The sequence below is a fragment of the Burkholderia pseudomultivorans genome, assembly GCF_902499075.1.
Classification (GTDB): domain Bacteria; phylum Pseudomonadota; class Gammaproteobacteria; order Burkholderiales; family Burkholderiaceae; genus Burkholderia; species Burkholderia pseudomultivorans.
This window is the reverse complement of the sequence record NZ_CABVPP010000021.1, coordinates 47,805-66,806: the sequence shown is the minus strand read 5'-3', so window position 1 is coordinate 66,806 and position 19,002 is coordinate 47,805. Positions and strand designations below refer to the sequence as shown.

The window sequence follows — 19,002 nt, the reverse complement described above, 5'->3', positions numbered from 1 at the left end:
CTATCGTTGCTACCAGACAAGGAGGACACGACATGAGCAGCACTGACTCGCGCCGCGATGCGCAGGCACGCCATTGGTATCGGGAGCAGGATTGTTCGCTTCAGGACTTTCGTTCCGTGCTGAAGCCGCAGAACGCGGACACCGCTTTGAGGTTTGCCGCCGACATCTGCCGACACATTCCTTTATACGACTGCCGCGAACTCCGGGGTGCGCTTGCGAACGAGTCGCGACGAGCCGAACTGCAAGCCGAGTGGGGCACTGTGCTGAATCTCGGGGCAGGCGTTCTGGTCCTGAAGGGCGCCTATGCCGATACAACTCCCGTTGACGAGGCAACCGGGGTTTTCGAATCGATCATCCAGGAAGAGCGCGAAGCCGGCAGCGCGGCGGCCGACCATTTCGCCAAGGCCGGTGCGAACGACCGGATCTGGAATGCGCAGGAAAAATTGTGCCTGCGAGCGCCCGCCGTGTTTGCGCGCTATTACGCGAATGCCGCGGTGCGCGCGATTGCCGAGGCCTGGCTCGGCCCGCATTTCCAGATGACGTCGCAGGTCAACGTGGTGCGGCCGGGCGGCCAGGCGCAGCAGGCACATCGCGACTACCACCTTGGCTTTCAGACGACGGCGGAAGCCGAGCGATACCCTTGCCACGTTCATGCGATGTCCCCGTTCCTCACGCTGCAAGGGGCCATTGCCCACAGCAACATGCCGGTGGAAAGCGGGCCGACCAAACTGCTCCCGTTTTCGCAGCGATATGCCGAGGGCTATCTTGCGTGGCGCCGCCAGGACTTTCGCGATTACTTCGAGACGCATTACGCACAAATACCGCTCGAAAAAGGCGATGCACTCTTCTTCAGTCCTGCGCTTTTCCATGCAGCCGGCTCGAATCGAACGACGTCCGTGCAGCGGATGGCGAACCTGCTGCAGATTTCGTCGGCCTACGGCCGCGCAATGGAGTCGCTGAATCGAACGAGGATGTGCGAAGCACTGTATCCCGTCCTGCTGGACAGTCTTGCGGCGTCGACCATGACTCAAGCGGAAGCGGATGCGGCGATCGCGTCGTGTGCGGAAGGTTATCCCTTCCCAACGAACCTGGACAAAGACCCGCCGCTCGACGGCCTTGCTCCCGAGAGCCAGCAAAGCCTCTTTTCCCGAGCGCTCAACGAACGTTGGGCTGTGGAAAGATTCTGCGCGGCGGTTCGCGAACAAGGCTACCGGCGAGAGGCCTAGCGCGCACGGTGCGGGCGTCAGTAGTGCGCAAAGTTCGCTTCGGGCGCATGCACCCTCGCGCGGCACGCGCCCTTGGCGGTCGGGGAATGATCGACGCCATTCCGTTGCCGATCGAGCCCTGCCGGCCCGGCTCGCCGCCAATCCCGCCCCGACCGCCGCGCGCGATGCGCATTGCATGATCGGCATTCGCATCGACACGCAAGCGCAGCCGGTTCGAATCCGATTCATCGAAACCGCATGTCCCGCCCCGGCCGCGAACCGATCGTTCGCGCCGAAATTTCATTACGTCCCGGGTAATCGACGCACATCACACGCGCAACGATCATGAACCCATCGACCACCGAACCGCACCGCCTCACCCCACGGAGCCCACCATGACCGCATACGCCATCGCCCACCTGCACGACGTCGAAATGTGCGACGACATCGTCGAATACCTCGAACGCATCGACGGCACGCTCGCGCCGTTCGGCGGCCGCTTCGTGATCCACGGCGCGCGTCCGGAGGTGCGCGAAGGCGTGTGGCACGGCGACCTGATCGCAATTGCGTTCGCCGATCTCGACACGGCCCGCGCGTGGTACACGTCGGACGCGTACCGCGAGATCCAGCCGCTGCGCGCACGCCATGCGAGCGGGCCGTTGATCCTGATCGACGGCGTCGATGCGCAGCATCGGGCAACCGATATCCTGCGCTGACGCGCGGCGCTTACGACGCCTTCCGCTCCATCGGCTCGCCGACCACGAAGCCGCCGCCCTGGAACCGCTGCGCAGGATCGTCGTAGTCCGCGGTCGGCGCCGTCACCGGGAAGCGTTCCGCGAACTGCGCGGAGCTGTCGCGCGGCCGGAACCCGAGGAAGCCGGCCTTGGTGTTGTCCCACCACTTCACCGGGTTGTCCGACACGCCGTAGACGATCGCGTGTCCGACGCGGTTCGTCAGCAGCGCGCAGCGCACGAGCTCGATGAAGTCGCGATAGCTGAGGTACGTGACCAGCATGCGCGGATTCTTCGGCTCCTCGAACGACGAGCCGATCCGCAGGCACACGGTCTCGATCCCGAAACGATCGAAGTAATAGCGCGACAGCGCCTCGCCGAAGCACTTCGTCACGCCGTACAGGCTGTCGGGCCGCTGCGGCGAATCGGCGTCGAGCACTTCGGTGACCGGATGAAAACCGATCGCATGATTCGAACTGGCGAACACGATCCGCTTCACCCCGTGCCGGCGCGCGGCTTCGTACAGGTTGTACGTGCCGGTGATGTTCGCATCGACGAGATCGTCGAACGGCGCGTCGATCGAGATGCCGCCGAGATGGACGATCGCATCGACGCCGTCGACGAGCTGCATCACCGCCGCCCGGTCGGCCAGGTCGACGACGCGGGTTTCTTCATGCGCGGCTGCGTCGCCGAGCGACGCGATGTCGCTCACACGCACGACGTCGGCCCAGCTCGCGAGCGCGCCGCGCAACTGGCGGCCGAGGTTGCCGGCCGCGCCCGTCAGCAGCAGGCGCCCGAACGGCTTGCCCGTTCCGGTGGATGAAGCATTCATCGGATCTCCTTCGATTCTGAACTGATTTGGAAAACGTTTTCCGACTATACGCGCGACCTGGCTCGAACGTCAATGCCGGACACCGTTTCGGACTATCCGCACTTTCCCGATGGCGAGGCGCCGGCTATGCGGCGGCTTTTTCTGCCACAATCCGGCGTTATCGAACGAAAACGTTACCCTTCGGATGAAAAAAGTTTCCCCGACGATCCGCGACGTGGCCGCGGAAGCCGGCGTGTCGGTCGCGACGGTGTCGAAGTACGTGAACGGCACGCAGCGTTTCTCGCCGAACGTCGAGGCCCGGCTCAAGGAAGCGATCGACCGGCTCGGCTACCGGTCGAATCCGCTCGCGCGCTCGATGATCACCGGACGCACGCGCACCATCGGCCTCGTGATCCTCGACATCAGCAACCCGCACTTCACGAACGTCGTGAAAGGCGCGAACCGCGTCGCGCTGCAGCACGACTACACGCTGCTGCTGGTCGACACCGAGGAGAACCAGGCGCGCGAACGCTCGCTGATCGAGGCGCTCGCGCAGCGCGTCGACGGGCTGATCGTCAGCACGCGGATGCCCGACGACGAAGCCGGCTGGATGCTCGACCTGCACAAGCCGCTGGTGCTGCTGCGCCGCAGCCCGAGCCTGTCGCTGCCGAGCGTCGGCATCGACAACCGGATGTCGACCTACATGCTTGCGCGCCATCTGCTGAACCTCGGCCACACGCGCATCGCGTATCTCGGCTTCGGCTCGGCGCGCGTCAACGACGAGCGGATCCAGGGTGCGCGCGACTGCCTCGCCGAAGCGGGGCTCGCGCTCGACGTGCACGATGCGCATGCGCCGACCGCCGAGGCCGGCGAACGCGCGTGTTCGCGCGTGATGCTCGGGCCGCAGCGTCCGCAGGCGGTGATCTGCTACAACGACCTGATCGCGCTCGGCTTCATGAAGGAGGCCGCGTCGCTCGGCTTCCAGCTGCCGCGCGACGTCTCCGTCGCGGGCATCGACAACGTGCCGTACGGCCAGTACGCGGCGCCCGCGCTGACCACGGTCGACATCCAGAGCGAGAACATGGGCGAACTCGCGATGCAGAAACTGATCGACGCGCTCGCCGGCCGCACCGACGCGAGCTATTCGACGTTCGAGCCGCGGCTGATCGTGCGCGCGTCGACGGCGGCGATCGGCTGAACGGCTGGCAGCGCCGGCATCGCGACGCCCCGACGCAAACGCGCCGCCAACGAGGGCGGCGCGCTTCGCAACCGACGCAACACGCTCAGGCATCGAGCTTCGCCGGCTTCATCTTCGGCGTCAGCACGTGCATCACGGCCAGCGCGATCAGGTACGCCGACGCGCCGATCGCGAACAGCACCCAGTAATGGCCGGTACGTTGCAGCACCTGGCCGATCACTTCCGAGAACAGCACGCCGCCGAGCGAGCCGGCCATCCCGCCGATGCCGACCACCGACGCGACCGCGCGGCGCGGGAACAGGTCCGAGGCGGTCGTGAACAGGTTCGCCGACCAGCCCTGGTGCGCAGCGGCAGCGAGGCCGACGATCAGCACCGCGGCCCACAGATCCTGCACCTGCGACACGAACGCGATCGGCAGCACGCAGCATGCGCAGATCAGCATTGCGGTCTTGCGCGCGGCGTTCACGCTCCAGCCCGCGCGCAGCATCAACGACGAGATCCAGCCGCCGCCGATGCTGCCGACCGTCGTCAGCGCATAGATGCAGACGAGCGGCAGGCCGATGTGCTGCATGTCCATCCCGCGCGACTCGTTGAGCCACTTCGGCAGCCAGAACAGATAGAACCACCAGACCGGATCGGTCAGGAACTTGCCGATCAGGAACGCCCACGTCTCGCGCTTGCGGATCAGTTCGCCCCAGCGCGGCGCGCCGGCGTCCGCGTTCGCCGCGTCGAGCGCTTCGGCCTCGTCGCGCGGCTCGTCGTATTCGGCGGCGAGCGCGCGCGTATCGGCCTGGCGATAGAACACGAGCCACACGGCGAGCCACACGAGACCGATCGCGCCGACGATCACGAACGCCGCGCGCCAGCCGTACGCGACCGCGATGGCCGGGATGATCGCCGGCGCGAACACCGCGCCGATGTTCGCGCCCGAGTTGAAGATGCCCGTCGCGAGCGCGCGTTCGCGGCGCGGAAACCATTCGGCCGTCGTCTTGATCGCCGCCGGGAAGTTGCCGCCCTCGCCGATCCCGAGCAGCGCGCGCACGAACGCGAAGCCCATCACCGAGCCGACCGCCGCATGCAGCATCGCGGCGATGCTCCACACCAGCATCGCCGCCGCATACGAGATGCGCGTGCCGAGCCAGTCGACGATGCGGCCGAAGCCGAGCAGGCCGAGCGCGTAGAACGCGGAAAACGCCATCACGATTCGGCCGTACTGGATCTGGCTCCAGCCGATGTCGTGCTGGAGCATCGGCGCAAGCAGGCCGAGGATCTGCCGATCCATGTAATTGATGACGGTCGCAAAGAACAGCAGCGCGCAGACGGCCCAGCGGTAGCGGCTGGCGGCGCGCGCGACGCCGATGACGGCAGATTGCATGAATGTCTCCGATGCGCGGCCGCGCCCGTCGCGCCGCACGATGTTCATGACCGGCGACAGGCGCCGGAGCGGGCCGCGCCACGCGTCCCCTGCGCGGCGCAACCGGTCGCTCGATGATTTGGAAAACGTTTTTCAAAGGATAGGAGCTTTGCGGACGTGCTGTCAGTCGGGGATTTCGATGAGTCGTCTCTTGTTTCATGCCCGCAAAAGAGACGACTGTTTCGTCATCTGGCGTTAACCGTTTTTCCCGAAGCGAACGGCGGCGCGGGCAGGCGGGCGCCTGCGCCGATACACATGTCCGATTCCGGCCGAAATCCGCGCCGGCGATGGTTTACATTGCTCGCATGCACCTCGACCCCGACACCTGCTACGACGCGCTGCTTTCTAGAAACCGCCGTTTCGACGGCTGGTTCTTCGTCGGCGTGTCGACGACGGGCGTGTACTGCCGGCCGGTTTGTCCGGTGAAGCCGCCGAAGGCGCGGAACTGTCGCTACTTCCCGAGCGCCGCGACCGCCGAGAAGGCCGGCTTTCGCCCGTGCATGCGCTGCCGCCCCGAACTCGCGCCCGGCCACGGCCTGCTCGACCTGTCCGGCAGCCTCGCCGACGCGGCCGCGACGCTGATCGAGGACGGTTTCCTGAACGACCACGGCGTCGATGCGCTCGCGCGACGCGTCGGCGTGACCGAGCGCCATCTGCGCCGGATCTTCGGTGCACAGTTCGGCGTGTCGCCCGTCGAGTTCGCGCAAACGCACCGCCTGCTGATGGCGAAGCGGCTGCTGACCGATACGACGCTGCCGGTGGCCGTCGTCGCGTCGACGGCCGGGTTCGGCAGCGTGCGGCGCTTCAACGATCTGTTCCTGCAGCGCTACGGGCTGAACCCGCTGCGCTTGCGCAAAAGCGCTGCGGCGGGCATGTCGGCCGGCGGCGACATGACGTTTCCGTTGCCGTACCGGCCGCCGTTCGCGTGGGACGAGCTGATGCGCTTTCTCGCGCAGCGGCAGATCGCCGGCGTCGAACGCGTCGATGCGCGCGGCTATGCGCGCGTCGTCGAACTGCCGCGCGGCAGCAACGGATGCGTGACGGGCTGGCTGTCGGTTGCGCACGTGCCGCAGCGCTTCGCGCTCGCCGTCACGGTATCGCCCGCGCTGACGCCGGTCGTGCCGGCCGTGCTCGCGCGCGTGCGGCGGCTGTTCGATCTCGACAGCCGTCCCGACGTGATCGATGCGCATTTCGGCGCACTCGCGGACGGCTCGCCCGGCCTGCGTGTGCCCGGCGCGTTCGACGGCCTCGAGATTGCATTGCGCGCGATCGCCGGCGAACAACTCGCGGCGACGCAGGCGGCCGGCAATCTCGCGCGGATCGCCGAACGCTTCGGCAGCGAGGTCGAACATGCGCCGCCGGGCCTCACGCATACGCTGCCATCTGCGGCGACGCTGGCCGCCGTGCCGCCGGCGGCGCTCGAAGCGATCGGGATTACGCGCGAAACGGCGCGGGCGATCGTGTCGCTTGCACGCGCAGTCGCCGACGGTACGCTCGTGCTCGAACCGATGGCGCCGCTCGACGCGACGCTCGCGGCGCTGCGCGCGCTGCCCGGTTTCGACGAACGCGCGGTGCAGTACGTCGCGATGCGCGCGATGGCCTGGCCGAACGCGTTCCCCGCCGACGATGCGTGGCTGGCCGCGCACGTCGATTCGACCGAACACCCCGACCGCACGCGCATGCCGCCGGCCGCGTCGCATGCCGCGCGCTGGGCGCCGTGGCGCGCGTATGCCGCGCTGCACGCGTGGCGCCTTCATGGAGATGGATTGCGATGACGCCCGCCCACCTGATTCCGAGCCCGCTGGGCGACATCGCCGTGCGCATCGAGGACGATGCGCTGACGGGTTTGTTTTTCGTCGGCCAGAAGTATTTCCCGCCGCTTGCGATCGCGGATCAGGCCAACGTGCGCGCCGCGCCGCCGATCGTGCGCAAGGTCGCGGAAGAGATCGCCGAATACTTCGGCGGCACGCGCGAGACGTTCTCGGTGCCGATCCACCTGCGCGGCACCGAGTTCCAGCGGTGTGTATGGAAGGAACTGCTCGCGATTCCGTTCGGCGAGCTTTTGTCGTACGGAGACATCACCGCGCGCGTCGGCTTGCCGATGAGCAGCGCGCGCGCCGTCGGCGGCGCGGTCGGACGGAACCCGGTATCGATCATCGTGCCGTGCCATCGCGTGATCGGCGCGTCGGGGAGTCTCACCGGTTATGCGGGCGGTATCGAGCGGAAGCGTGCGTTGCTGGCGCTCGAAGGAGCGGGGTATGCCGACGGCCGGCACAATCCCGCCCAGCACGTACTGGCCTGGTGACGGGCGATCCGCGCGATCGTGCGCTGGCGCGCATGCGCGAACCGCCCGGCACGACACCGCACTCAGAAGTTGTGGCGAATGCCGAGACCCAGCGCGTCGCCGTGCGACATCCCGCTGACGATGTCGTATTGTCCCGCGACGTAAACATCCGTGCGCTTGGACAGCCGATAGTCATAAGCAATGCCAACGGTATTGCGCGTCAGGCTACCGACTGCATCGCGCGCATGCGCGAAACCATACGACGCCAGCAGCACGCCATACCCGATCGGAATCGATGCGCCGACCTGCGCGTTCTCGTGCCGGATGTCGCCTTGCACGCTGCCGACCTTGGTCTCGATGTACTGTCCTTGCGCGAACAGCCTGACCGCCTTCAGGTCGTACGCGATGCCGCCCTGCACGGCCGTCTGGCGACCGAAGGCGAGCAACGCGGCTGGTGCCGTCACGTCGCCGGGGGTTTCGTTGAACCGCACCTGCTGGAACGCGAGCGTCGCCGAAAACGGACCGTTTCCGTAGATCACGTTGCCACCCCACTTGTTCTGCCCGGCCGCGCCGGGCTTGCCCCCGAACGCGTAGATGAAGCTTGCCTGCAGGCCGGCCAGCGACGGCGTCGTGTACAGCACCGAATCGTTCCAGCTCGCATCGCCGATCAGGCCCGGGTCGTACACGTCGCGCCCCGCGAGCGCCAGATAGCTCTGCACGATCATCGGCGCGTAGCCGTACGAATCCACCAGCGGATTGAAGAGCGCCGTCGAATAGAAGAACGGCGTGATATTGCGCCCGAGGCGGACCGAACCGTAAGTATCGCTCTGCAGGCCGACATACGCGTCGCGATCGAAGAGGCCGGAACCGGGCGATGCGCCCATCGTCCCGTTGTTGGTGCGGAAGTAGCCGTTCAGGTTGAACACGGCCTTCCAGCCGCCACCGAGGTCCTCGTTGCCCTTGATGCCCCAGAACGACGTCTGGATGTCGCCCGAGCCGACCTGGTAGGCTGTGCCGGACGTACCGGCCGCGCGGCTGAAGCCGACGAACGAATCGATTTGCCCGTACAGCGTGACACTGGATTGTGCGTGCGCCGTGCCCTGCCCGAGCAGCGCAACGGCAAGCATGGCACCGCACAGATGTTTTTTCTTGTGGTTCACGAGAACCCCCTACATCAAATGAAGGATCGGGTCATGGCGCGACATCAGCGCACCGATGCCGGATCGACGTGTTTCGCAAGCAACATGCACAGGCCCGACAGGAAGCACGGCACCGCGCCCCAGATCAGCGCGGCCTGGACCCAGTCGGCGCCGCCCGTGAGGGTTTGCGTGATGCCGAAGCCGGCGCAGATCGCGCCAAGCTGGCCGCAGGCGTTGACGAACGCGCCCGCCGTCGCGCGAATGTGGCTGGGAAAGCTCTCGCCGATCAGGAACAGATTCGCGGAATACGGCCCGATCAGGAAAAACAGTCCGAGCGAATACAGCGGGACGATCTGCCAGAAATCGCCGTTGGGCGCCCGCAGCATCAGGTAGAACGCGATGCCGCCGACGATCCAGCCCAGCGCGACCGTGTTGCGGCGGCCGATCCGGTCGCCCAGCCAGCCGTGGAACACGTAGCCGAGAAAGCCGGCGAGATTGGATACGATCAGCACTTCGAGCGCACTCGAGAATTCAACGTGCTTGCCGGACGCGCCGCCCGCGCCGGCGAGCACCGACGTGCCGAGCACGGCAAAGATCACGATCGCGAACCAGTTGAGGAACGTGCCGAGCGACAGCGCGAGCGTCGAGCGCCGCAGGCCGCCCCGAAAAATCGCGGCCGCGCCGCCTTGATGCTGATCGGGGTCAATGTGCCACTCGCGCGCGAGCGCATCGGCCTGCTGGCCCTGACCGACCGCACGCAACGCGCGGATGCGCTGGCCGACCTCGAACTGCGGCGTCTCGACTAGCCTGCGCCCGAGGATCGCGATGACGACCGCCGGGAACATCGCGAAAACGAACGAAGTCGCCCAGCCGCCGCCCGGCCCGAACCACTGCTCGCCGAGCGGATAGAGCACCGCGACGAGCGCGGCGGTGAGCACCGCGCCGATCGGCCAGCCGCCCTGCACCAGCGCATACACGAAGCCGCGCCGCTTCGCGGACTTCTCGTCCGTGTGCACGACCGCGAACAGTTCGCTCAGATAGACCGCATTGATCGACTGTTCGCTGTAGCCGAGCCCCGCGAGCGAGCGCACCAGCACCAGCAGCACGATGCCGGCGCCCGACGCAATGCCGATCGCCCAGCCGGCGACAGCCGTCAGGCCCGAGCAGATCGCCGCCCCCGCCACCGCGACGATGATGCCCTTGCGGCGCCCCATCCGGTCCACGATCGGGCCGATGCCGAACGCGACCACCGCCGTGCCAAGCGTCACCCAGGTATTGATGCTCGCCTGCGTGGCCGCGCTCCAGTGAAAGTGCTCGCCGATGCGCGGCAGCAGCGTGCCGAACAGGATGAAGTCGTAGACCGCGAATACCCACGCAAAAAAGCACACGCGCGTCGCATAGCCGACCTCCCGGCGCGTCACCGATGGCGGCGTCCAGTCCTCCCGCCACACCCCTGCGGCGGCCAGTTGCCCCGCCTGATTTTTTATCAAGTCGCTCATCACGAAACTCCGGTTGATCACACGATCCGAACGGTCGACCCGGCCCGCTCGATGCCGCGAGACGCGACGGGCCGGCAAGTCGGCCTCACGCCTCAATAAACAGAGGAATCCGAATCGACAGTTGCGATACGCACATCCGGGCAGCCCACCACGGCGGCCGGCGGAGCCGCCAAGGCCGCCGCCCCGAAGCCGGAGGCGTGTTCGCGCACAAGCACCGCGCCTCCGGGGCCGGTCAGTCGCCAGTCAGTCGGCGACCCGGCATAAATGTACTATGTCGACAACAGTCATTTATAATTGGGCGGCTTTTCAAAAATACCCGGTATCGGCATAAACCCGCACGATCCCGCCTCGCACCGGAAACATCTCCGCACGGGCTCGCTGCACGCGCTATCGCCGAACAGTGACATCGACCTCGCGTAAACCCCCATATCCGTCGCGCCGCAAGCCGGATTCAATATAAAACGTATATTTTTTTCAATATCCGTTTATAAACCCGATCATGTCCGATGCCTGCCCCTCGACTGCCCTGGCACTGACCCGCCGATATGCCGCCGGCGACACCGATCCCGTGCGGGTCGCCCGAGCCGCGCTGGAGCGGGCGGCGGCAATGCCGGCGGTGTTCCTGTCCGTCACGCCGGCGCGCGCGCTCGCTGCGGCGGCCGCGTCGGCCACACGCTGGCGGCTGGGACAGCCGCTGAGCGCGCTCGACGGCGTGCCGGTCGCGTGGAAGGACCTGTTCGACATGGCCGGCACGGTCACCACCGCAGGCGCCGAGGCGTTCCGAGCCCGTGCTCCGGCCGCGCACGATGCAGCGCTGGTCGCCGCGGCGGAGCGGGCCGGCATGGTCAGCATCGGCAAGACCAACCTGAGCGAACTCGCGTATTCGGGGCTCGGTCTGAATCCGCATTTCGGCACGCCGACGAATCCGCGGCTGGGTCGCGGCACCCGCGTGCCCGGCGGTTCGTCGTCAGGCGCCGCGATCGCGGTCGCGAGCGATGTGGTGCCGATCTCGATCGGCACCGACACGGCCGGATCGATCCGCATTCCGTCGGCGTTCAACGGGCTGACCGGCTACCGCGCGAGCACGACCCGCTACACGCGCGACGGCGTGACGCCGTTGTCGGCCACGCTCGACACGCTCGGGCCGCTTGCGCACGGCGTCGCCGACTGCGCGGCATTCGACGCTGCCGTGCGCGGCGCTGCGCGCCCCATCGATCCGGCGTCGCTGCGCGATCATTGCTTCGTCGTCGATCCCGCGCTGCTCGAACGCTATCGCGTCGGCACCGATGTCGCGCGCAACCTGCGGCGCTTCGCCGAACGGCTCGCCGCCGCCGGCGCACGGATCGTCACGCGCCCGCTTTCCACGCTGGCGGACGTGCATGCGCTGATTCACGCGCAGGGCTGGCTCGGTGCGCTCGAAGCGTTCGACCAGTACCGAGGCCTGCTCGACAGCGACGATGCGCAGCGGCTCGACCCGCGCGTGCGAACGCGGCTCGAACTGGCGCGAGCCGTGCCGGCGGCACGTTTGACGGAACTGCGGGCCGCCCGCACGGCGCTGATTGCCCGGTTCGCTGCGGAGCTCGGCGACGCGACCCTGCTCGCGCCGACCGTCGCGCATGTCGCGCCGCCGCTGGCGCCGCTCGAAGCCGACCCGACACGCTTCGCCGAAGTCAATTTGCAGACGCTTGCGCTGACGATGCCCGGCAGCCTGCTCGATACGCCCGCGATTGCCATGCCGTCCGGCGCCGACGCGGCCGGGATGCCCACCGGCATCCAGCTGATGCGCGCACAAGGCGACGACGACAGGCTGCTCGCCGTCGCCCGCGCGATCGAAACCCTTCCCCTCTGACACAACGCGACAAAGGTAACGCTATGGCCAAGGAAATCCTGATTTCATTCGGCGTCGACGTCGACGCCGTCGCCGGCTGGCTCGGCTCCTACGGCGGCGAGGATTCGCCCGACGACATCTCGCGCGGCATGTTCGCCGGCGAGGTCGGCTCGATGCGCCTGCTCAAGCTGTTCGAACGCGAGAACATCAAGACCACGTGGTTCATCCCCGGACACTCGATCGAGACGTTCCCGGAGCAAATGAAGGCGGTGGCGCAGGCGGGCCACGAAATTGGTATCCACGGCTACAGCCACGAAAACCCGATCGCGATGACACGCGAGCAGGAAGAAGCCGTGCTCGACCGCAGCATCGAACTCGTCACGCAGTTGAGCGGCCGCCGACCGACCGGCTACGTCGCGCCGTGGTGGGAGTTCAGCACGGTGACCAACGAATTGCTCGTGAAGAAGGGCATCAAGTACGACCACAGCCTGATGCACAACGATTTCCATCCGTATTACGTGCGGGTTGGCGACGCATGGACCCGAATCGACTACAGCAAGCATCCCGATACGTGGATGAAGCCGCTCGTGCGTGGTGAGGAAACCGATCTGGTCGAAGTTCCCGCCAACTGGTATCTCGACGATCTGCCGCCGATGATGTTCATCAAGAAATCGCCGAACAGCCACGGCTTCGTCAATCCCCGCGACATCGAGTCGATGTGGCGCGACCAGTTCGACTGGGTGTATCGCGAACACGACTACGCGGTGTTTCCGATCACGCTCCATCCGGACGTTTCCGGCCGGCCGCAGGTTCTGCTGATGCTCGAGCGCCTGATCACTCATTTCCGCGCGCACGACGGCGTGCGCTTCTGCACCTGCAACGAGATCGCCGACGATTTTCTGCGGCGCCACCCGCGCCGGAAAGCAGGCTGACCGGCCCCTCTCGACTCGCCGCGCATCGCGCGGCCATCACCGGAGCATCATCGATGAAAGTTGCCATCGTTACGGGCGCCGCGAGCGGAATCGGCCACGCGCTGGCCGTCGCCTATGCACGGGCCGGCGTCGCGGTGGTCGGCGGCTACCTGCCCGCCGATCCGCACGATCCGTCGCTCACCGCACGCGCCGTCGAACAAGCCGGCGGCCGCTGCGTGATGCGCGCGGTGGACGTCACCGCGTCCGACGACGTCGAGGCGTTCGCTCAAACGGCGCTCGACACCTTCGGACGGCTCGACTATGCCGTCGCCAACGCCGGGCTGCTGCGCGCGTCCCCGCTCGACCAGATGACCGACGAACGATGGTTCGAAATGCTCGACGTCGATCTGTCCGGCGTGATGCGGACGCTGCGCGCGGCCTCCCGGCGAATGTCCGACGGCGGCGCGATGGTCGCCGTGTCGTCGATCGCGGGCGCGGTATACGGCTGGGAAAGCCATGCGCACTATGCCGCCGCGAAAGCCGGCATCCCGGGACTGTGCCGCTCGGTCGCCGTCGAACTCGCGCACCGGCGGATCCGCTGCAACGCGGTGATTCCGGGGCTCATCGAAACGCCGCAGTCGCTCGACGCACGCAATTCGCTCGGTCAGGACGGGCTGCGCGCCGCCGCCGCGAAAATCCCGCTCGGCCGCGTCGGTCGGCCCGACGAGATCGCGAAACTGATTCGCTATCTGACCAGCGACGACGCGTCCTACGTGACCGGCCAGTCGGTCGTCGCGGACGGCGGTCTGACAGCACGCTGGCCGGACTGACGCCGCCTCGCGACGATGAATCCGACACGGCTCCCCCGATGCAACGCACTCAACCCGCGTCGCGGATGCGCAGCCAGCACGCGCGAAACGACACGACGAGGACCGACATGAACACGCTGTTTTCCCTGGCCGGCCGCCGCGCGGTCGTGACCGGCGCCGCGAGCGGCATCGGCTCGGCCATCGCGCAGGTTTACGCGCAGGCGGGCGCCGCCCTGGTGCTCGCCGATCTCGACGGCGACCGTCTCGACGCCATCGTGCAGCACTGCCGCGAGTTCGGCGTCACGGTCGTGCCAGTGCAGGCCGACGTAGGCGACGAGCCGGACGCGAACCGGATCATCGACCGCTGCATCGCGTCGTTCGGCGGCATCGACATCCTCGTCAACAACGCCGGCATGCTCACGCAAGCGCGTTGCGTCGACCTGACCACGCAGATGTGGGACGACATGCTGCGCGTCGACCTACGCAGCGTGTTCCTGTGCACCCGCCGCGCGCTGCCGTCGATGCTCGCGCAGCGCTGGGGCCGCGTGATCAACGTCGCGTCGCAGCTCGGCATCAAGGGCGGCGCGGAACTCAGCCATTACGCCGCAGCGAAGGCCGGCGTGATCGGCCTGACGAAATCGCTCGCGCGCGAGGTCGCGCCCGACAACGTGCTCGTCAACGCGATCGCGCCCGGCCCGATCGAGACGCCGCTCGTCGACGGAATCAGCGCCGCGTGGAAAGCGGCGAAATCGGCGGAACTGCCGCTGCGCCGCTTCGGGCGCGCCGACGAGGTTGCGCCGGCCGCGCTGCTGTTGGCGTCCGATCCGGGCGGCAACCTGTTCGTCGGCCAGACGCTCGGTCCCAACTCGGGCGACGTGATGCCGTGACCCGGCGCGCAAGGAACAGAGAACGGAGAACGAAACCAACATGTGCGGAATGTGCGGGCTGCTGGGCGGCGGCAACCACTGGACGAATACCGGCGCACCCGACGACGGCGCCACCAGGCGCCGGCGCCGCCAGATGCAGGTCGCGCTCGCGAATCGCATCTTGCGCACCTTCCGGCTGCGGCTCGACGATTTCCACGGACAGTCGTTCGTGCTGACCGCACCGACCGGCGCGGCCGAACTCGTCGCCGATTTCACGCAGGTCTGGAAAGTGGCCGAGCAAATGCTCGGAAGGCCGCTCGATCCGCTCACGCTGTTCGACGACGAGGCCGCGCGATGAGTCTTGCATACGATGTGGTGCCGGTCACGCTAGTCACCGGTTTCCTGGGCAGCGGCAAGTCGACGCTGCTCGCCGACCTGCTCGAAGGCGACGCGGCGCGGGACACGGCGGTGCTCGTCAACGAATTCGGCGAGGTCGGGCTGGATCATCTGCTGGTCGGCGCGATCGACGCGCAGACCCTCCTGCTGGACAACGGCTGCCTGTGCTGCGCGATACGCGGCGAGCTGAAGGATGCATTGGCGACACTCTTCTCGCGCCGCGCGCGCGGAGAAGTGCCGCCTTTCTCGCGCGTGGTGCTCGAAACGAGCGGCCTCGCGACGCCCGCGCCGATCCTCGCCACACTGCTCGGCGATCCCGTCATTCGCAACCATTACGTGCTGGCCGGCACGCTTACCGTGATCGATGCGGTCAACCATGCGTGGCAGCACGAGCGGCATCCCGAATGGCTGGCGCAGGTCGGCGCGGCGGATCGCCTGCTGATCGGCAAGGCCGATCTCGTCGACGCGGCACAAGTCGAGCGGATCGCCGGCCTGCTGGCCACGCTGAATCCGGCCGCAAGCGTCCACGTGCGGCGCGCAGGCGCCGAACTCGACGCGCTGCGCGCCGGCCTGTTCGAGCCGGGCGACGTGCATCACCTGATCCGCAACCTCGGGCGAGCCGTTCGCGCGACCGCGCCAGCCAACTCCGCCGAGCGGCCCGCGCACCGCGAGCGGCTCGCGGCTTCCGGCATCGCATCGTTCTGCCTGACGTTCGACACGCGGCTCGACTGGGAAGTGTTCACGCTGTGGTTTACCATGCTGCTGAATCGTCACGGCGACCGGATCCTGCGCGTGAAAGGGCTGCTCTGGCTGACCGGCTCCGAGCGGCCGGCGGTCCTGCATGCCGTCCGGCATCTCGTGCATCCGGTGCTGCATCCCGATGCGCTGGCCGTTGCGCAGGACGGTGCGCACGCGTCAAGGCTGGTCTTCATCGCCGAAGGCCTGAATGCCGACGTGCTGCACGCTTCGTATCGGCGCTTCCAACACCATCTCGAGGAATCCAGCCGTTGAACACCGCGAACCGCCACTCAGGTCCCGACGCCGCGACGCGCGCGCCGGCGATCGTCGGCAGCCGGGTCGAACTGCGCGTGCTCGGCACATCGGTCACGCTGCAGGAGCACCTGCGCCGGCAGGCCGAACAGGATCTCGGCATCAAGCTGCGCTTTCTCGTGCACGACGGTCCGACCGTGCAGCGCGAAGGTGTGATGCATCCAGAACGTTACGACGTCTACGACCAGTGGTTTCACAGTCTCGACTGCCTGTGGCCTGCGCATGCGCTGCAGTCGATCGATGTCGACCGCATTCGCCGCTGGGACGAAATCAACGCGCTGCCCCGCATCGGCCGGCTGGCCGGCCATCCCGGCGCGAGCGCCGGCAGCGTGCCGGCGGATCGCCTGTACGTGCAGCCGGACCACTCGCTCGGCCGCACCGTGTCGAACCGCATCAGCATGCTGCCGCTCACGCACAACGCCGACAGCTTCGCCTATCTCGCCGATGCGCTGCCCGATCGACTCATCGAGCAGGGCGAGAGCTGGGCCTGGCTGCTCGCGCCCGAACTCGCGGGCCGCGTCGCGCTGCAGGCGGACCCGGCGATCGGCGCCATCGACGCGGCACTCGCGGTCGAGGCGAGCGGCCTGATGCGGTTCGCCGATATCGGCAATCTGTCGCTCGAGGAAATCGATCGCCTGATCGACATCCTGATCGACTACCAGCGGCGCGGCCATTTCGCGGGGTTCTGGTCAACCTTCGCCGAGGCCGCGCAATTGATGCTCGACAAGCGCGTCGCGATCCAGAGCATCTGGTCGCCGGCGACGCTCGAGCTCGAACGGGCCGGCCTGCAGTTCAGGCTCGCGAGCCCGCGCGAGGGCTATCGTGCGTGGTTCGGCGGGCTCGCGCTGTCGCGCCGGGCCGATGGCCGCGTGCGCGACGCCGCCTACGAATACCTGAACTGGTGGCTCGAAGGATGGGCCGGCGCGACGATGGCGCGACAAGGCTTCTACATCGCCAACCCGGAGCGGGCGCGGCGCTGCATGGACGAGCCCGAATGGGCCTATTGGTATAATGGCGAGCCTGCCGCCAGCGATCTTCCCGGGCCGACCGGCCAGCATCGGAACATCGCCGGGCAGTTGCGCGACGGCGGCGACTACGCCGCGCGCATGAGTCGCATTGCGGTCTGGGATTCCGTAATGGACGAGCACAACTACCTGGTACGTCGATGGAGCGAGTTCCTGAGGACCTGACGAACGGCGTTTCATGCGATGACTAGACGCGCACCTTCCCCCGCCCGGGCCGCCGCGCGAGCCGACCTTCCCGAGGCGGACAGCCGCCACCGCTACCGACTGATTCACGATCATCTGGCCCGTGCGATCCGCGCGGGCCGCATCGCGCCTGGCCTCGTCCTGCTCGAAGGGCCGGTCGCCGGGCTGTTCGGCACGAGCCGGGTGCCGGTACGCAAGGCATTCGAGCTGCTGCATGCGAACGGCCTGCTGTGCACGTTCGAAGGCCGCGGCTACCTCGTCGCCAGCCCGGATGGCGCGGCACCCGAGCCGCTGCGCGCGCCGCTCTCCGAATCCGCGCTCGGCTTCGACGCACCACCCGCGCCGCTCGACCTGCCGGCAACCGGCGAGCGGGTCTATCACGCGCTCGACGAAGCGGTGTCGGTCGCGATCGTATTCGGCCACTTCCGGATCGACGAAAGCGCGGCGGCCGAGACGTTCCAGGTCAGCCGCGGCGTCGTGCGCGAAGCGCTGACCCGGCTGCGCGATCGCGGGCTCGTCGAGAAATCCGCCTATTCGCACTGGCTGTGCGGCCCGCTTACCGCGCGTGCAGTTGCCCAGGACTATGAATTACGCATGCTCCTCGAGCCGGCCGCACTCCGGTCGAGCCAGCCATTCCTGCAGCACGGGATGCTGACCGATGCGATCTCGGCGATCGAACGAGCCATCGCCCATCCCGAATCAGTCGACGCCGACGCGCTTCAGCAGCTCGAAACGACGCTGCATGTCGATTGCCTCGCGCATGCGCCGAACCGCAAGCTCCTCGACACGATCCGCCATGCGCACATGCCGCTGACAGTCAACCATGCGTTCTACCACGCGTTCAACCTGCACCCGGAGTCCGGCACGCTGGACGAGCATCGGGCGGTGCTGCGCCATCTGGCCGCCGGCGATGTCGAGCGCGCGGTCGCGGCGCTCCATGCCCATCTGCAAGCCGCTCAGACACGGACGCTGCGGCGGTTGAAAGTGCTCGCGGTACTGCCCGAGCCGGATCTCCCGTCCTTCATCCAACGGATTCCGTAACGCGCCGTCGTTCCGGTGTCGCGACGACCGCCCCATCCGCTCGGCCCGATTGGCCGACGACGGACGTCATTACCGCTTGCGCATCGCATGCGCAACCCGCGCGTTGGTCTCGAATTTGGCGCGGCGGGTCGAGAAAAACGTCCGCACGTTGCGCACGTTCGATGCTCCGGTGAACAGCCGCCGCGCGAATTCGTCGTATTCGGCGACGTCGGCCAGATCGGCCACCACGACGAAATCGGGCCCTGGCGACACGCGGTAGCACTGCGTAACCGACGGCTCCGCGCAGACATAGGCTTCGAACGCGTCGTAGTCTTCGGCCGTCTGCCGGTCAAGGCTGATCTCGATCAGCGCCGTGACGGCCGTGCCGATCGCGACCTGGTCGAGCATCGCGACCTGGCGGCGGATCACGCCTGCTTCCGTCAGCCGGCGCACGCGGCGCATGCAGGTTGGCGGCGACGACAGCGCGCGTTCGGCGAGTTCCAGGTTCGACACCGACGCGTCGTCCTGCAGGATCGTAAGAATGCGCACGTCAAGATCGTCGAGGGTGATACCGGCCATCGGCGGCTCCTTTGGATCAGTGATGTGAAATTTAATTTCAATATCATATCTGAT

At 67.3% G+C, this 19,002-nt stretch carries 17 protein-coding genes and 1 pseudogene; 13 read left to right on the top strand and 5 right to left on the bottom strand.

Features of this window, described 5'->3' with window-relative positions:
- Positions 1-32 precede the first annotated feature (32 nt).
- Both BST28156_RS16220 and BST28156_RS16215 read left to right on the top strand, forming a co-directional pair.
- Complete coding sequence (locus BST28156_RS16220; RefSeq protein ID WP_174902736.1) at positions 33-1,226, top strand: phytanoyl-CoA dioxygenase family protein; 1,194 nt, start codon at positions 33-35, stop codon at positions 1,224-1,226.
- A 374-nt stretch (positions 1,227-1,600) separates the two neighbouring features.
- A complete protein-coding gene (locus tag BST28156_RS16215) occupies positions 1,601-1,921 on the top strand; it encodes a DUF1330 domain-containing protein (RefSeq protein WP_174902735.1) in 321 nt (106 codons plus the stop codon).
- Positions 1,922-1,931: 10 nt separating this feature from the next.
- On the opposite strand, the gene BST28156_RS16210 is transcribed toward BST28156_RS16215, so the two are convergent.
- On the bottom strand, positions 1,932-2,768 hold the full coding sequence (locus BST28156_RS16210; RefSeq protein WP_174902734.1) for an NAD-dependent epimerase/dehydratase family protein: 837 nt from the start codon (positions 2,766-2,768) through the stop codon (positions 1,932-1,934).
- Positions 2,769-2,840: 72 nt separating this feature from the next.
- On the opposite strand from BST28156_RS16210, the pseudogene BST28156_RS16205 reads away from it, so the two are divergent.
- Positions 2,841-3,945 (top strand): annotated as a pseudogene (locus BST28156_RS16205) (LacI family DNA-binding transcriptional regulator).
- Between the two features lie 85 nt (positions 3,946-4,030).
- Here the strand turns inward: BST28156_RS16205 and BST28156_RS16200 are convergent.
- Positions 4,031-5,320: an MFS transporter gene (locus tag BST28156_RS16200; protein WP_174902732.1), complete on the bottom strand. Its 1,290-nt coding sequence runs from the start codon at positions 5,318-5,320 to the stop codon at positions 4,031-4,033.
- Positions 5,321-5,646: 326 nt separating this feature from the next.
- Between BST28156_RS16200 and BST28156_RS16195 the strand changes: the two genes are divergently transcribed.
- Together BST28156_RS16195 and BST28156_RS16190 are read left to right on the top strand one after the other, a co-directional pair.
- Positions 5,647-7,134, top strand: coding sequence for a DNA-3-methyladenine glycosylase 2 family protein (locus tag BST28156_RS16195; protein ID WP_174902731.1), 1,488 nt, complete (start codon positions 5,647-5,649; stop codon positions 7,132-7,134).
- Positions 7,131-7,664: a methylated-DNA--[protein]-cysteine S-methyltransferase gene (locus tag BST28156_RS16190; protein ID WP_174902730.1), complete on the top strand. Its 534-nt coding sequence runs from the start codon at positions 7,131-7,133 to the stop codon at positions 7,662-7,664. Before BST28156_RS16195 ends, BST28156_RS16190 begins: the two co-directional genes overlap by 4 nt.
- Before the next feature lie 62 nt (positions 7,665-7,726).
- On the opposite strand, the gene BST28156_RS16185 is transcribed toward BST28156_RS16190, so the two are convergent.
- Both BST28156_RS16185 and BST28156_RS16180 read right to left on the bottom strand, forming a co-directional pair.
- The gene (locus BST28156_RS16185; protein ID WP_174902760.1) at positions 7,727-8,770 is read right to left on the bottom strand and encodes a porin; all 1,044 of its coding nucleotides are present in this window, start codon (positions 8,768-8,770) and stop codon (positions 7,727-7,729) included.
- Between the two features lie 77 nt (positions 8,771-8,847).
- A complete protein-coding gene (locus BST28156_RS16180) occupies positions 8,848-10,299 on the bottom strand; it encodes an MFS transporter (RefSeq protein WP_437341294.1) in 1,452 nt (483 codons plus the stop codon).
- Positions 10,300-10,849: 550 nt separating this feature from the next.
- Between BST28156_RS16180 and BST28156_RS16175 the strand changes: the two genes are divergently transcribed.
- The 8 genes from BST28156_RS16175 (at position 10,850) to BST28156_RS16140 (ending at position 18,390) form a co-directional block, all read left to right on the top strand.
- Positions 10,850-12,130 (top strand): amidase family protein, encoded by a 1,281-nt coding sequence (locus BST28156_RS16175; RefSeq protein WP_244131525.1) that lies wholly within the window; start codon positions 10,850-10,852, stop codon positions 12,128-12,130.
- 23 nt (positions 12,131-12,153) lie between these two features.
- A complete protein-coding gene (locus BST28156_RS16170) occupies positions 12,154-13,041 on the top strand; it encodes a polysaccharide deacetylase family protein (RefSeq protein ID WP_174902727.1) in 888 nt (295 codons plus the stop codon).
- Positions 13,042-13,094: 53 nt separating this feature from the next.
- The gene (locus tag BST28156_RS16165; RefSeq protein ID WP_174902726.1) at positions 13,095-13,850 is read left to right on the top strand and encodes an SDR family NAD(P)-dependent oxidoreductase; all 756 of its coding nucleotides are present in this window, start codon (positions 13,095-13,097) and stop codon (positions 13,848-13,850) included.
- Positions 13,851-13,957: 107 nt separating this feature from the next.
- Complete coding sequence (locus BST28156_RS16160; RefSeq protein WP_174902725.1) at positions 13,958-14,716, top strand: SDR family NAD(P)-dependent oxidoreductase; 759 nt, start codon at positions 13,958-13,960, stop codon at positions 14,714-14,716.
- 40 nt (positions 14,717-14,756) lie between these two features.
- The gene (locus BST28156_RS16155; protein ID WP_174902724.1) at positions 14,757-15,053 is read left to right on the top strand and encodes a hypothetical protein; all 297 of its coding nucleotides are present in this window, start codon (positions 14,757-14,759) and stop codon (positions 15,051-15,053) included.
- Complete coding sequence (locus tag BST28156_RS16150; RefSeq protein ID WP_174902723.1) at positions 15,050-16,102, top strand: CobW family GTP-binding protein; 1,053 nt, start codon at positions 15,050-15,052, stop codon at positions 16,100-16,102. The genes BST28156_RS16155 and BST28156_RS16150 overlap by 4 nt, the downstream gene beginning before the upstream one ends.
- A 77-nt stretch (positions 16,103-16,179) precedes the next feature.
- On the top strand, positions 16,180-17,331 hold the full coding sequence (locus BST28156_RS16145; protein ID WP_174902759.1) for an ABC transporter substrate-binding protein: 1,152 nt from the start codon (positions 16,180-16,182) through the stop codon (positions 17,329-17,331).
- 18 nt (positions 17,332-17,349) lie between these two features.
- Entirely contained in the window at positions 17,350-18,390 is a 1,041-nt protein-coding gene (locus tag BST28156_RS16140; protein ID WP_174902722.1) for a GntR family transcriptional regulator, read from the top strand.
- A gap of 69 nt (positions 18,391-18,459) precedes the next feature.
- Here BST28156_RS16140 and BST28156_RS16135 read toward each other — a convergent pair whose 3' ends face one another.
- Positions 18,460-18,948 (bottom strand): Lrp/AsnC family transcriptional regulator, encoded by a 489-nt coding sequence (locus BST28156_RS16135; protein ID WP_174902721.1) that lies wholly within the window; start codon positions 18,946-18,948, stop codon positions 18,460-18,462.
- Between the last annotated feature and the right edge of the window lie 54 nt (positions 18,949-19,002).